Annotated in this window: 9 protein-coding genes and 1 pseudogene; 5 read left to right on the top strand and 5 right to left on the bottom strand. The window is 73.9% G+C overall.

Features of this window, described 5'->3' with window-relative positions:
* From NF681_12745 to NF681_12725, 5 genes and pseudogenes are all read right to left on the bottom strand, one after another.
* Nucleotides 1-1,128 (bottom strand): phosphotransferase, encoded by a 1,128-nt coding sequence (locus NF681_12745; protein ID UST53191.1) that lies wholly within the window; start codon nucleotides 1,126-1,128, stop codon nucleotides 1-3.
* Between the two features lie 43 nt (nucleotides 1,129-1,171).
* Nucleotides 1,172-1,891, bottom strand: coding sequence for a Crp/Fnr family transcriptional regulator (locus NF681_12740; protein UST53190.1), 720 nt, complete (start codon nucleotides 1,889-1,891; stop codon nucleotides 1,172-1,174).
* Nucleotides 1,892-1,931: 40 nt separating this feature from the next.
* Entirely contained in the window at nucleotides 1,932-2,711 is a 780-nt protein-coding gene (locus tag NF681_12735; GenBank protein ID UST53189.1) for an enoyl-CoA hydratase, read from the bottom strand.
* A 7-nt stretch (nucleotides 2,712-2,718) separates the two neighbouring features.
* Entirely contained in the window at nucleotides 2,719-4,239 is a 1,521-nt protein-coding gene (locus tag NF681_12730) for a 3-hydroxyacyl-CoA dehydrogenase (GenBank protein ID UST53188.1), read from the bottom strand.
* A gap of 179 nt (nucleotides 4,240-4,418) precedes the next feature.
* Nucleotides 4,419-5,294 (bottom strand): annotated as a pseudogene (locus NF681_12725) (LysR family transcriptional regulator).
* Between the two features lie 92 nt (nucleotides 5,295-5,386).
* Between NF681_12725 and NF681_12720 the strand changes: the two are divergent.
* The 5 genes from NF681_12720 (at nucleotide 5,387) to NF681_12700 (ending at nucleotide 12,535) form a co-directional block, all read left to right on the top strand.
* Nucleotides 5,387-6,226, top strand: coding sequence for a dioxygenase (locus NF681_12720; GenBank protein UST53187.1), 840 nt, complete (start codon nucleotides 5,387-5,389; stop codon nucleotides 6,224-6,226).
* Nucleotides 6,227-6,366: 140 nt separating this feature from the next.
* Complete coding sequence (locus NF681_12715; GenBank protein UST53186.1) at nucleotides 6,367-6,702, top strand: DUF3140 domain-containing protein; 336 nt, start codon at nucleotides 6,367-6,369, stop codon at nucleotides 6,700-6,702.
* Nucleotides 6,703-6,809: 107 nt separating this feature from the next.
* On the top strand, nucleotides 6,810-7,736 hold the full coding sequence (gene imuA, locus NF681_12710) for a translesion DNA synthesis-associated protein ImuA (GenBank protein ID UST53185.1): 927 nt from the start codon (nucleotides 6,810-6,812) through the stop codon (nucleotides 7,734-7,736).
* Nucleotides 7,705-9,135 (top strand): DNA polymerase Y family protein, encoded by a 1,431-nt coding sequence (locus tag NF681_12705; GenBank protein ID UST53184.1) that lies wholly within the window; start codon nucleotides 7,705-7,707, stop codon nucleotides 9,133-9,135. Before imuA ends, NF681_12705 begins: the two co-directional genes overlap by 32 nt.
* Complete coding sequence (locus NF681_12700) at nucleotides 9,128-12,535, top strand: error-prone DNA polymerase (protein UST53183.1); 3,408 nt, start codon at nucleotides 9,128-9,130, stop codon at nucleotides 12,533-12,535. The genes NF681_12705 and NF681_12700 overlap by 8 nt, the downstream gene beginning before the upstream one ends.
* The last annotated feature ends 9 nt before the right edge of the window (nucleotides 12,536-12,544 follow it).

Raw genomic sequence — 12,544 nt, 5'->3', positions numbered from 1 at the left:
TCAGGCGCGCTGCGCGAAATCCCAGGCCATCCGCGCCATCGGCAGGGCTCCGCGTCCGGAGGCGACGGCCTGCTCGCTCGATGCCGTGCCCATCTCGACCCGCTTGGCGATGCCCTGCAGGATCGCCGCGATGCGGAACATGTTGTAGGCGAGGTAGAAGTCCCAGTCGGGCGCGAGCGCTTCCGGCGTGGTGATGCCGGTGCGCTCGCAGTAGCGGCGGATGTACTCGCTCTCCGTCGGGATACCCAGGCTCCCCACGTCGACGCCGCCGAGCCCGCGGAAGGCTCCCGGCGCGATGTGCCAGGACATGCAGTGGTAACTGAAGTCGGCCAGCGGGTGGCCGAGCGTGGACAGCTCCCAGTCCAGCACCGCGACGGCGCGCGGCTCGGTGGGATGGAACATCACGTTGTCGAGCCGGTAGTCGCCATGCACGATCGAGCCGTGGCGCTCGTCGCGCGCGCTGGCGGGGACGTGCGCGGGCAGCCATTCCATCAGCCGGTCCATCTCGGGGATGGGCCGGGTGACGGAAGCCACGTACTGCTTGCTCCAGCGGGCGATCTGGCGCTCGACGTAGTGGCCCGGGCGGCCGTAGCCGGCCAGGCCCTGGTCGGCGAAGTTCACGCTGTGCAGGGCGGCGATGACGCGGTTGAGTTCGTCGTAGATGGCGGCGCGCTCGGCGTGGTCCATGCCCGGCAGGCTCTGGTCCCACAGCACGCGGCCGGTCTTGAACTCCATCACGTAGAAGGCGCGGCCGATGACCGATTCGTCCTCGCACAGGCACAGCATGCGCGGCACCGGCACGTCGGTGCCGGCGAGCCCGCCCATCACCTTGTATTCGCGCTCGATCGCATGGGCCGAGGGCAGCAGCTTCGCCACCGGGCCGGGCTTGGCGCGCATGACGTAGCTGCACGCGGGCGTCACGAGCTTGTAGGTCGGATTGGACTGGCCGCCCTTGAACATCTCGACCGCCAGCGGCCCCTTGAAACCGTCGAGGTGCGCCTCGAGCCAGCCCGTGAGGGCCTCGACGTCGAACAGGTGCGATCCCGTGACGGCCCGGGTGCCGACGAACTGTCCGAAGTCCTGCGGCGGCAGCGGCTGCTGCGGGTCCGTTGATGTCTGCTGGTTCATGCCGCGAGTCCTTTCGTGGCCGAAGCCGGGTCGATGTCGAGGGTCAGGTGTCGGATTCGGCGATCCGCAGGAGCGCCGCGCGGTCGCGCACCACCAGGCCGCCCGGCTCGATGCGGATGACGCTGTCGCGCTCCATCGCCTTGAGTTCCTGGTTCACGCGCTGGCGCGAGGCGCCCAGCAGCTGCGCGAGCTCCTCCTGCGCCAGGTGCAGGCCGATGCGCATCTGGCTGCCGTCGGCCAGGCTGGGCACGCCGTAGCTGCGCACCAGGTGGGTGAGCTGCTTGGCCAGCCGCGCGCGCAGCGGCAGCGTGTTGAGGTCCTCCACCAGCCCGAACAGCTGGCGGATGCGGCGTGCCTGCAGCCGCATCAGGGCCTCGTAGAGCTCCACGTGCGTGGCCAGGATCTTCTGGAAATCGGCCCGCGCGACGTTGAGCGTGGTGGTCTCGCCATGCGCGTAGGCGTCGTGCGTGCGCCGGTCGCCGTCGAACATCGCCACGTCGCCGAACCAGATGCCCGGCTCGACATAGGTCAGCGTGACCTGCTTGCCCGACACCGTGGTCGAGCTCACGCGCACCGCGCCCTTGGCGCAGGCCATCCATTGTTCCGGGGGATCGCCGCGCGCGGCGAGGAGGTCGCCGTCCTTGTGACGTCTGACGAAGGCGCATCGGAGGATGTCGTGGCGGAGCGAGGGTGAGAGGGAGGAGAACCAGCGGCCACCGTTGATGGCCTCGCGTTCGTCGATGTTAAGAATGGGTTCGTCCATGGGACTGTCCTGTGAGTGACTGGCGCGATCGGGAGACCGCTCAGGGGTAGCGCGGCGTCTCGCGGGCCAGGAAGGCCTCGATGCCGATGCCGGCGTTGGGGTGGTGCAGGTTGCGCACGAAGTGGTCGCGCTCCTGGACGAGGTGGGACGCGAGCGTCGCGCCCGGTGCCTCGCCGAGCAGCTCCTTCAGGCTCGCGAGCACGTTGGGCGCGCGCGCGTTCAGTCGCTCGGCCAGCGCCAGCGCGGTCGCGAGCGCCTGACCGCTGTCGGCGAGCTGGTTGACCAGCCCGGCCGCGTGCAGCCGCGCCGCGTCCAGGCGTTCGCCGCACATCAGCCACTCGCCGGCGAGCTGGCGTGGCAGCGCGTGCGCGAGGTGCCAGCTCAGGCCGCCGTCGGGCGTGAGCGCGACGTTGCTGTACGAGGCGGCGAACACCGCGTCGCGCGCGGCGACCACGAAATCGCAGGCCAGCGCGAGCGAGAAGCCCGCGCCCGCCGCGGCGCCCTCGACGGCGGCGATGACCGGTTTGGGAAAGGTGCGGATCGAGTCGATCCAGCTGTGCAGCGCGTCGATGCTCTCGGCCTGCACGGCGGGGGGTTCGCGCCGGTTGTCGCGCAGGCGCTGGAGCGAACCGCCGGCACAGAACCACGCGCCCTCGCCGACGATCACGACGCTGCGGACCTCGTCGCTGTCCTCGGCGCTGTTGAGCGCCTCGATGCCCGCGGCGTAGATCGCCGGGCCGAGCGCGTTGCGCTGCGCCGGGTTCGACAGGGTCAGCACCATGGTGCGGCCCTCGGTGGTGCTCTTGAGTTCGGCGGTCATGGCGGGCTCATTCCTCCTCGTGCATCAGGCTCAGGCCGAGGGCGCCGCGCCGGCGCAGCCACGGGCTCGGGCGATAGCGCGGGTCGCCGTAGACGGTCTGCAGGTTGAACAGCACCTCCAGCATGTTGGTCGGCCCGTACAGGTCGCCCAGCGCCAGCGGGCCGCGCGGGTAGCCCAGGCCCAGGCGCACGGCGGTCTCCAGGTCGGCCGGCGAGCACACGCGCTGCTGGCACATGTCGGCGGCGATGTTGACGATGGTGCCCACCACGCGCTGGGTGACGAAGCCGCCGCTGTCGCGGATCACGCTGACGGCCTTGCCGTCGCGCGCGAACAGGGCGTGCGCGGCGTCGCGCATGTCGCGCCGCGTGGCCGGGTTGGTGGCCAGCACCCGGCGCCTGGTGGCGTCGTCGTCCACCAGCAGGTCGATGCCGACGGTGCGCGTGGCGTCCAGCCGCTCCACCGCGGCCACGGTGGTGACGTCGAAGCCCAGCGGCGCGACCAGGATCAGGGCCGCCTGGGAAGGCGCCTGGCCCGACTCCAGCCGGGCGCCGAGCGTGTGCACGAGCTTGATGAGTTCGGCGCGCCGGGCCGCGCGCGGCGAGATCCACACCGGTGGCAGTTCCTCGACCACCGGCGCGGGCGCCTCGGGCGGCACCTGCTGGACGCCGTCGGGGTAGTCGTAGAAACCGTGGCCGGTCTTGCGCCCGAGCGCGCCGGCGGCCAGGCGCTGCGCCGTGATGACGCTCGGGCGGAAGCGCGGCTCGTCGTAGTACTGGCGGTAGATCGACTCCATCACCGGATGCGACACGTCCAGCGCCGTCAGGTCCATCAGCTCGAAGGGGCCCAGACGGAAGCCGGCCTGGTCCTTCAGGATGCGGTCGATGGTGGCGAAATCGGTCACGCCCTCGCCGACGATGCGAAGCGCCTCGGTGCCGAAGCCGCGTCCGGCGTGGTTGACGATGAAGCCCGGGGTGTCCTGCGCCTGCACCGCGCTGTGGCCCATCGCCGTGGCGTAGGCGGCCAGGCGAGCGCAGACCTCGGGCCCGGTGCGGAAGCCCGCCACCACCTCCACCACCTTCATCAGCGGCACCGGATTGAAGAAGTGGAAGCCGGCGATGCGTTCGGGCCGCGCGAGCCCGGCGGCGATGGCCGTGACCGACAGCGACGAGGTGTTGGTCGCCAGCGTGGCCGTGGGCGCGACCACCGCCTCGAGTTCCTTGAACAGCGCGCGCTTGACGGTCAGGTCCTCGACCACCGCCTCGATCACGAGGTCGCAGCCGGCCAGGTCGGCCATCGACGCGGCGACGCCCAGACGGGCGCCCAGGGCGGTGGTCCGGTCCGCGTCGAGGCGGCCTTTCTCGCGCAGCTTCTCCCACTGCGCGAGCACCGCGTCGCGTCCGCGCGCGGCGGCGCCCTCGAAGCTGTCGAGCAGCAGCACCTCGCTGCCGGCCTGCGCGGCGATCTGGGCGATGCCGCGGCCCATGGCGCCGGCGCCGATGACGCCGATCCGGGAATATTGAAGGGTCATGGTGAAGGATCTGTTGGAAGGGATGGAGGAAAGGATGGAGGAAGGGAAAGTGAAGGCGGAGCCGGGACGCGGGGGGGCGCGGCGCAGCGACGATCCTGCGCGAGGCGCGCGCCGCGCGCATCGGGACCATCCTGGAGCGGCGCGCCGGCCGTGGCGTCGGCTGCCGCCGCATCGGGCGCGAGCCGTTCGCCGAGGAAATCGATGAAGCTGCGCAGCTTGGGCGCCATGTACTGCCGGCTGGCGTAGACGGCGAACAGCGTGACGGGCGGGGCGCTCCAGCCGGGCAGCACCCGCACCAGCGCGCCGTCCGCCAGGTCGTCGTCGACCAGCCAGGACGGCAGGAAGGCCAGCCCCATGCCCGCGCGCACCGCGTGCAGGGACAGCGTGGTGTCGTCCGAGCGCAGCACGGGCGACAAATGCAGCGGCGCCGTCCGGTCGCCCGGGCCCTGGAGCGCGTGGCCGTCGAGGTCGACATAGCTCGGCACGATGGCGCCCTGGCGCGCCAGGTCGGCCGGCACCGCCGGCGTGCCGTCGCGCGCGAGGGCCGCGGGCGCGGCCACCAGGTGGAAGGGCACGCGGCACAGCGGCCGCGCGATCAGGGCGGGCGAGGGCGCCTGCGTGGCGCGCAGCGCGAGGTCGAAGCCGTCGGCGACCAGGTCGACCCTGCGGTTCTCCAGGCGCATGTCCACCAGCACCTCGGGGCAGCGTTCCCGGTAGGCGGCCAGCACGGCGGCGAAGCGCGGCGTGGCGCACCACACCGGCGCGCTCACCCTGAGCTGCCCGCGCGGCGCGGCATGGCGCTGGCCGATGGCGGCCTCGGCGGCATCGAGCATGTCCAGCGCCTGCGCGCTGTGCGCGTGCCAGGTCGTGCCGGCCTCGGTCAGGCTCAGGTGGCGGCTGCTGCGGTGGAGCAGCCGCGCGCCCAGCGACTTCTCCAGCTGGGCGACGTGCTTGCTGACCATCGGCGCGGAGATCGACAGCCGGTCGGCGGCGGTCGAGAAGCTGCCCGCGTCGACGACTTCGCGGAACACGCGCAGGCTGGTGAGCCGGTCCATGATGATTTCCCGGGAAGAAACGGAAGCATGAATCTTAGGCCATCGATTTCCTCAGGGGAAACACCTAGACTGGCCCGGACCAGGAGCCCGACATGACGATCCCATCCGTTTCCCCTGCCGCGCCGCGCGTGCTGCCGACCTACTTCATCTCCCACGGCGGCGGTCCGTGGCCCTGGATGAGGGCGCAGACGGGCGCGACCTACGACCGCCTGGCCGCGTCGCTGGCCGACCTCCCGCGCCGCATCGGCGCCGCGCCGCGCGCCGTCCTGATGGTGTCGGCGCACTGGGAAGCCGACGCCTTCACGGTGCAGGGCCACGCCCGCCCGCCGATGCTCTACGACTACGGCGGCTTTCCGGCGCACACCTACGCGGTGCGCTACGACGCCCCCGGCGACCCCGTGCTCGCGCGCCGCGTGCAGGCCCTGATCGCCGGCGCGGGCCTGCCGGCCGCCTTCAACGCCGCGCGCGGCTTCGATCACGGCACCTTCTCGCCGATGGCCGCCATCTACCCGGCGGCCGACGTGCCGGTGGTGCAGCTGTCGCTGCGCCGCGGGCTCGATCCGGCCGAGCACCTGGCGCTGGGCCGCGCGCTGGCGCCGCTGCGGCGCGAGGACGTGCTCATCGTGGGCAGCGGCCTGAGCTATCACAACCTGCGCAACTTCGGCCCGAGCGCGCGCGACGCCTCGCACGCGTTCGACGACTGGCTCGACCAGGCCGTCGTGCGCACGCCGCCGGCGCGGCGCGACGCCGCGCTCGTCGCCTGGGAGGCGGCGCCCGCCGCGCGCCTGGCGCATCCGCGCGAGGAGCACCTGATCCCGCTGATGGTGGCCGCCGGCGCGGCCGGGGGCGAGGCCGCCGAACGCATCTACCACGAGGACGACTTCATGGGTGGCATCGCGGTGTCGAGCTTCCGCTTCGGCGCGGCGCCGTAGCGCCTCGCGGGCACGGGCCGCCGGAACCGCGCGCGTCGCCTCCTGACAGCGCCGGCCGCCCCGGGCCGACGCGCCGTGGCCTTCGCGGTGCGCCATCGTCATCCCTCGTTTTTTCCCGAACCGCGAACCGAGGATTTCCGATGGAAGACAAGCAGCAGAAGATCACCGCCGACTTCGACGAGGCCGTCAACATGACCGCCGCGCAGCTCGGCAAATGGCTCAAGACCCCAGCGTCGAAGACCGTCGGCTGGTCGGCCTCGGGCGAGGGCGAGTCGGTCGGGCACCGCTCCGGCCGGCGCATCGTCGACATCCTCGGCAAGCGCAAGGACAGGCGCACGAAGGCCGACCTGCAGCACATGGCCAAGGTGGTCGGCTACGTCCACCGGCACCTGGCGCAACGCCCCGAGGGCGACATCCGGGACACGCCCTGGCGCCATTCGCTCATGAACTGGGGCCACGATCCAGCCAAGGATTGAGGCCCCGCGCCACCCTTTGAGGGGGTCGGAAAGCGGCGTCGTGCTGCGCAGCGCTTGCTTCGGACCGGGATACTGTATAAAAATACAGTCAAATCCTTTCTCCGATCATGGCCTTGCATTCCCTCGTTCCCAAAGCCTCCCCGCTGGCCGCGCGGGACGACGTCTGGCGCGGCGATGAACTGGCTTCGGCCGAGGCGCGGGTGGTCGCCACCGGCCATGGGGCGCTGGATGCGCAGTTGCCCGGCGGGGGCTGGCCGGTCGGCGCCCTGACCGAGGTGCTGCAGGCGGTGCCTCAAGCCCTGGTGTGGCAGCTGCTGCTGCCGGCGTTGGCGCTCGCGGTGCGATCGCGGGGCGGCCGGGTGGTGCTGGTGGGCGCGCCGCAGGTGCCTTTCGCACCTGCCCTCGCCGCCGGGGGATTGCCCGCCGATGCCCTGCTGTGGGTGCGCGGCGACGCCGCCAGCCGCTGCTGGGCTTGCGAACAGGCCCTGCGCTGCGCCGACGTCGCGGCCGTGCTGGCCTGGCTGCCGCTGGCGCGCGCCGCCGAACTGCGCCGCCTGCAACTGGCGGCGGCGCAGCACGAGAACCTGCTGTTCGTCTTCCGGCCCGAAGCCGAGGGCCGCTCGGCCTCGCCGGCGCGGCTGCGGCTGCGCGTCGCACCGGGCCCGGACGCGCCGGTGGCCTCCGCGTCGGGCGCCCGCCGCGATCCCGGCACCCCCGGCCGTGCCGGCCCCGCCGAGGCGCGCCGGGGAGGCGATGGGCGCGACCCGGCCGGGGCCGCCGGCCGCATGGACGTCGACGTGCTCAAGCGCCGTGGTCCGCCGCTCGCCTCGCCCCTGAGGCTGCCGGCGCAGGGCGAGCGGCTGGCGGCGCTGCTGCGCGCCGCCGTGCACCGCGACCGGTGGCGCCGCGAGCCCGCGCGGGCGGCGGCACCGGCGACACCGCCCACCGTGGCCGCCGTGGCCGTCGTGCACGGCCTGCCGCAGCGACCGGGAGGGCCGTCCGATGCAGTGGATCGCGTTGCGATGGCAGCCTGAGGCGGTGGAGGCAGCGGCGGCGGCGGCGGTGGAGGCCGTGGAGGCGCCGCCGCCGTCCGCGCCGGGGGCGGCGCCCGCCGTGCTGTCGGACGAGGCCCTGGGCTGGTGGGCGCTGCAGTTCACCCCGCGCGTGGCCTGGCTCGACGAGGCCCTGGTGGTGGAGGTCTCGGCCTGCGAGCGCCTGTGGGGCGGCCATCGCCAGCTCCTGCGCCAGATGGACGCCCTCAATCCCGTGGCGCCGCGCCGGCTGCAGAAGGTCCTGGGCGCCACCGCGCCGATTGCGCTGGCCCGGCTGCGGTTGTTCGCGGCCGGACGCCGGCCGCCCGCCGACATCCCCGCCGCCCTGCCGCTGCACACCCTGACGGCGGCGCGCGACAAGCTCGAACTGCTCGCGCGCATGGGCTGCACGACCTGGGGCGACGTCGCGGCGCTGCCGCGCGGCGGGCTGTCACGGCGCTTCGGGCCGGGGTTGCGCGAGGCGCTGGACGTCGCCTGGGGCCTGCGTCCGGAGCGCCACGCCTGGCTCGCGCTGCCCGAGGTCTTCGAGCAGAAGGTCGAGCTGCCCGCGCTCGCCGAGACCGCGCCCGGGCTGATGTGGGCCGCGCAGCGCCTGCTCGGCGCGCTGCAGGTCTGGCTGCGGGCCCGCCAGCGCGGCGTGAGCGCGCTCGAACTGCGCTGGACGTTCGACCGGCGTCGCTCCGAGGGCATCGACCTGCCGCCGCACCAGGCCCTCGTCGTGCGCACCTCGCAGGCCACGCAGGACATCGGCCACCTGCGCCGCCTGATGGGCGAGCGCCTGGCCCTGGCGACGCTGGCCGCGCCCGCGAGCTGGCTGTGGATGCGCTCGCTCGACACCGCGCCCTGGGCCGGCGCCACCACCAGCTTCCTGCCCGAGGACAACCGGCCGGGCGACCGCCTGCACGAACTCGTCGAGCGCCTGAGCGCGCGCCTGGGGCCCCAGCAGGTGGTGGTGCCGGTGGTGCGGGCCGACCACCGGCCCGAGCGCATGCAGCGCTGGCAGCCCGCGCTGCGCGGCCTGGGCGCCCCGGCCGTGGCGGCGCCGCCCGTCGACAGCCTGCCGGCCGCGGGCCTGTGGCCGGCCTGGCTGCTGCCCGAGCCGATGGCGCTCGACGTGCGCGACGGCCAGCCCTGCTACCAGGGCCGCCTGCGCCGGCTGGCCGGACCGCAGAAGCTGGAGGCCGGCTGGTGGAGCGACGAGGACGATGCCGGTCGCGACACCGGCGCCGCCGCCGCCGCCGCCGCGCCGGCCCCGGCCCTGCGCGACTACTACATCGCCCACAGCCCGGGCGCGGGCCTGGTCTGGGTGTTCCGCGAACGGCTGCCCGGCGGCGGCGTGGCGCGCGACGCGCGCTGGTTCCTGCAGGGGTTCTATGCCTGATCTCACCGACAGGCAATTGCGCGCCCGCCAGCGCGCCCGCCTGCGCGTGGTGCCGGACCCGGGGGCCGATGCCGCCGCCGCCGCCGACGCCGAAGCGCCCGACTACGCCGAGCTGCACTGCCTGACGCATTTCAGCTTCCAGCGCGGCGTCTCCAGCCCCGCGGAGCTGGCGACGCGCGCGTGGCAGCTCGACTTCCGCGCGCTGGCCATCACCGACGAGTGCTCGGTCGCGGGCATCGTGCGCGCCCACGTCGGCCTGCGCGACCACCTGCACGCGCTCGACGAATGGGAACGCGAACATCCGGACGAGCCCCGTGCCTGGCGCAACGCCGATTTCCGGCTGCTCTACGGCAGCGAGTTCCGCTTCGAGCGCTTCACGCTGGTGGCGATCGCCCACGACATGGCGGGCTGGGGCCACCTGTGCGAGTTCATCACCGCCGCGCGCACGACCGAGGCGCCCAAGGGCGCGTACCGGGTGCGCTGGGACGCGACGGCCGCAGAGGAAGGGGAGGAGGGTGGTGGGCCAGCGCGGCGGGCAGGGGGCGTGGGCAGCGGCGGCGCGGCCGATCCCGCCTCGCTGCGCCATTGCGAGATCCTCCTGGTGCCCGCGCGCGCGCCGGGCCGGGAGGTCGACGCCGCCGTGCTGCGCGCCGACCTCGCCGTGGCGCGCGGGCTGTACGGCGAGCACCTGTGGCTCGCCGTCGAGCTGTTCGACGAGGTCGACGACGACCTCTGGCTGATGGCGCTGGAGTCGGCGGGCGCCGCGACCGGCGTGCCCCGGGTGGCCGCCGGCGACATCCACATGCACGTGCGCGGGCGCAAGCCGCTGCAGGACGTGGTCACGGCCATCGGCCTGGGCCGGGGCGTGGCGGCGTGCGGCCTCGCGCTGCAGTCCAACGCCGAGCGCCACCTGCGCGCGCGCGGCCGGCTGCGCGACCTCTATCCGGACGAGCTGCTGGCCAACACCCTGCGGGTGGCGCGGCGCTGCCGCTTCGACCCCGACCGCCTGCGCGACCACTACCAGTACCCGCGCGAGCTGCTGGGCAGCGGCGAGACGCCGGCGCGGACGCTGGTGCGCAAGACCTGGGAGGGCGCGCTGCGGCGCTACCCGCTGGCGCGTCACGCCAACGGCATCCCCGAGGGCGTGTGCCGGCAGGTGCGCCGCGAACTCGACCTGATCGTCGAGCTGGGCTACGAGATGTTCTTCCTCACCGTCGAGGACATCGTGGCCTTCGCGCGCGCCAGGGGCATCCTCTGCCAGGGGCGCGGCTCGTCGGCGAATTCGGCCGTGTGCTACTGCCTGGGCATCACCGCCATCGATCCGGACCGGGGGCACCTGCTGTTCGAGCGCTTCCTCAGCCGCGAGCGCCGCGAGCCGCCCGACATCGACGTCGACTTCGAGCACCAGCGCCGCGAGGAGGTGATCCAGTACATCTACGCCCAGTACGGCCGCGACCGCGCCGCCATCGCCGCGGTGGTGATCCGCTACCGCCCGCGCAGCGCCCTGCGCGACGTCGGCCGGGCGATGGACGTCGATGCGCGGCTGGTGGACGACTTCGCCAGGGACCACCACGGATTCGACGCCACCGTCCTGGAGGAGCGCATCGAGGCCGCCATGGCGCGCACCGGCGTGCGCGAGGGGCCCGCGAAGCTGCGCCAGTGGCTCGCGCTCGCGCGCCAGCTCGAGGACACGCCGCGCCACCTCAGCCAGCACGTGGGCGGCTTCGTGCTCACGCAGACCAAGCTCACGCGGCTGGTGCCGGTGGAGAAGGCGTCGATGAAGGACCGCTCGGTCATCCAGTGGGAGAAGGACGACCTCGAGGCCATGGGCATGCTCAAGGTGGACGTGCTGGCCCTGGGGATGCTGAGCGCCATCCGTCGCGCGCTCGACTTCGCCAACGCCTGGCGCGGCACGGCGCTGGCGATGCACCAGATCCCCGACGACGACCCGGCGGTCTACGACATGATCTGCCGCGCCGACACCGTGGGCGTGTTCCAGGTCGAGAGCCGGGCCCAGATGTCGATGCTGCCGCGCCTGCGGCCGCGCTGCTACTACGACCTGGTGATCGAGGTGGCCATCGTGCGGCCGGGGCCGATCCAGGGCGGCATGGTCCACCCCTACCTGCGCAACCGCGAGCGGGTGCGCCGCGGACTGCCGCTCGACGACCCGTATCCGGCGCTCGCGCCGGCGCTGGCGCGCACGCTGGGCGTGCCGATCTTCCAGGAGCAGGTGATGCAGATCGCCATGATCGCGGCCGGCTTCTCGCCCGAGCGCGCCGACCGCCTGCGCCGCGCGATGGCGGCCTGGAAGCGCGCCGGCGGCGTCGACGTCTTCCAGCACGAACTGGTCGAGGGCATGGTGGCGCGGGGCTACGCGCGCGACTTCGCGGTGTCGGTCTTCCGGCAGATCGAGGGCTTCGGCGAATACGGTTTCCCCGAGAGCCACGCGGCGAGCTTCGCGCTGCTGGTGTCGGCGAGCTGCTGGCTCAAGCACCACGAGCCGGCCTGCTTCCTGGCGGCGCTGCTGGACGCGCAGCCGATGGGCTTCTACTCGGCCTCGCAGCTGGTGCAGGACGCGCGGCGCCATGGCGTCGAGGTGCGGCCGGTGGACGTCGCCGTCAGCGGCATGGACTGCACCCTGGAGCCCGCCGCCGAACCCGGCGCGCACGACCACCCGGCCGTGCGCCTGGGCCTGCGGCGCGTGGCGTCGCTCAGCGAGGCCGGCGCGCTGCGCCTGCTGGCCGCGCGCGCCGACGCGCCCTTCGCCGACACCGAGGACCTGGCCCTGCGCGCCGCGCTCGACGGCGTCGACCTGGCCGCGCTGGCCGCGGCCGACGCGCTCGCGGCGCTGTCGGGCCACCGGCGCCAGCAGGTCTGGGACGCCACCGCGCACCGCCGCCCGCCGCCGGGCCTGCTCGCCGGCGTGCCGATCCACGAGACCGCGCTGGCGCTGCCGCCGGCCCCGGAGGGCGAGGAGATCGTCGGCGACTACGCCGCGCTCGGCCTGACCCTGCGGCGTCATCCGCTCGCGCTGCTGCGCCCGCGCATGGCGCGCCTGAAGCTGCTGAGCGCCGAGGAGCTCGACCGGCTCCCGCACGGCCACCGGGTGCGCGCCTGCGGCATCGTCACCATGCGCCAGCGGCCGCAGACGGCGCACGGCACGATGTTCGTGTCGCTGGAGGACGAGACCGGCATCGTCAACGTGATCGTCTGGAAGGACGTGGCCGAGGCGCAGCGCGAGCCGCTCCTGCGGGCGAAGCTGCTGGCCGTCCAGGGCGTCTGGCAGCGCGACGTCGACACCGGCGGGCGGGTGCGGCACCTGCTCGCGCGCGGTTTCCGGGACCTGACGCCCTGGCTCGGGCGGCTGGCCGAGGGTCGGCGCAGCCGCGACTTCCATTGACCGCCGCCG

The organism is Comamonadaceae bacterium OTU4NAUVB1 (assembly GCA_024372625.1).
Lineage (GTDB): Bacteria > Pseudomonadota > Gammaproteobacteria > Burkholderiales > Burkholderiaceae_C > Variovorax.
The sequence above is the reverse complement of the archived record's forward strand: the minus strand, read 5'-3'. Positions and strand labels throughout refer to the sequence as shown.

What these genes read in the sequence shown, in the direction of transcription:
- NF681_12720 (UST53187.1), top strand. Translation starts at nt 5,387, where the DNA reads ATGACGATCCCATCCGTTTCCCCTGCCGCGCCGCGCGTGCTGCCGACC.
- NF681_12745 (UST53191.1), bottom strand. Translation starts at nt 1,128, where the DNA reads ATGAACCAGCAGACATCAACGGACCCGCAGCAGCCGCTGCCGCCGCAG.
- imuA (UST53185.1), top strand. Translation starts at nt 6,810, where the DNA reads ATGGCCTTGCATTCCCTCGTTCCCAAAGCCTCCCCGCTGGCCGCGCGG.
- NF681_12700 (UST53183.1), top strand. Translation starts at nt 9,128, where the DNA reads ATGCCTGATCTCACCGACAGGCAATTGCGCGCCCGCCAGCGCGCCCGC.
- NF681_12740 (UST53190.1), bottom strand. Translation starts at nt 1,891, where the DNA reads ATGGACGAACCCATTCTTAACATCGACGAACGCGAGGCCATCAACGGT.
- NF681_12705 (UST53184.1), top strand. Translation starts at nt 7,705, where the DNA reads ATGCAGTGGATCGCGTTGCGATGGCAGCCTGAGGCGGTGGAGGCAGCG.
- NF681_12715 (UST53186.1), top strand. Translation starts at nt 6,367, where the DNA reads ATGGAAGACAAGCAGCAGAAGATCACCGCCGACTTCGACGAGGCCGTC.
- NF681_12730 (UST53188.1), bottom strand. Translation starts at nt 4,239, where the DNA reads ATGACCCTTCAATATTCCCGGATCGGCGTCATCGGCGCCGGCGCCATG.
- NF681_12735 (UST53189.1), bottom strand. Translation starts at nt 2,711, where the DNA reads ATGACCGCCGAACTCAAGAGCACCACCGAGGGCCGCACCATGGTGCTG.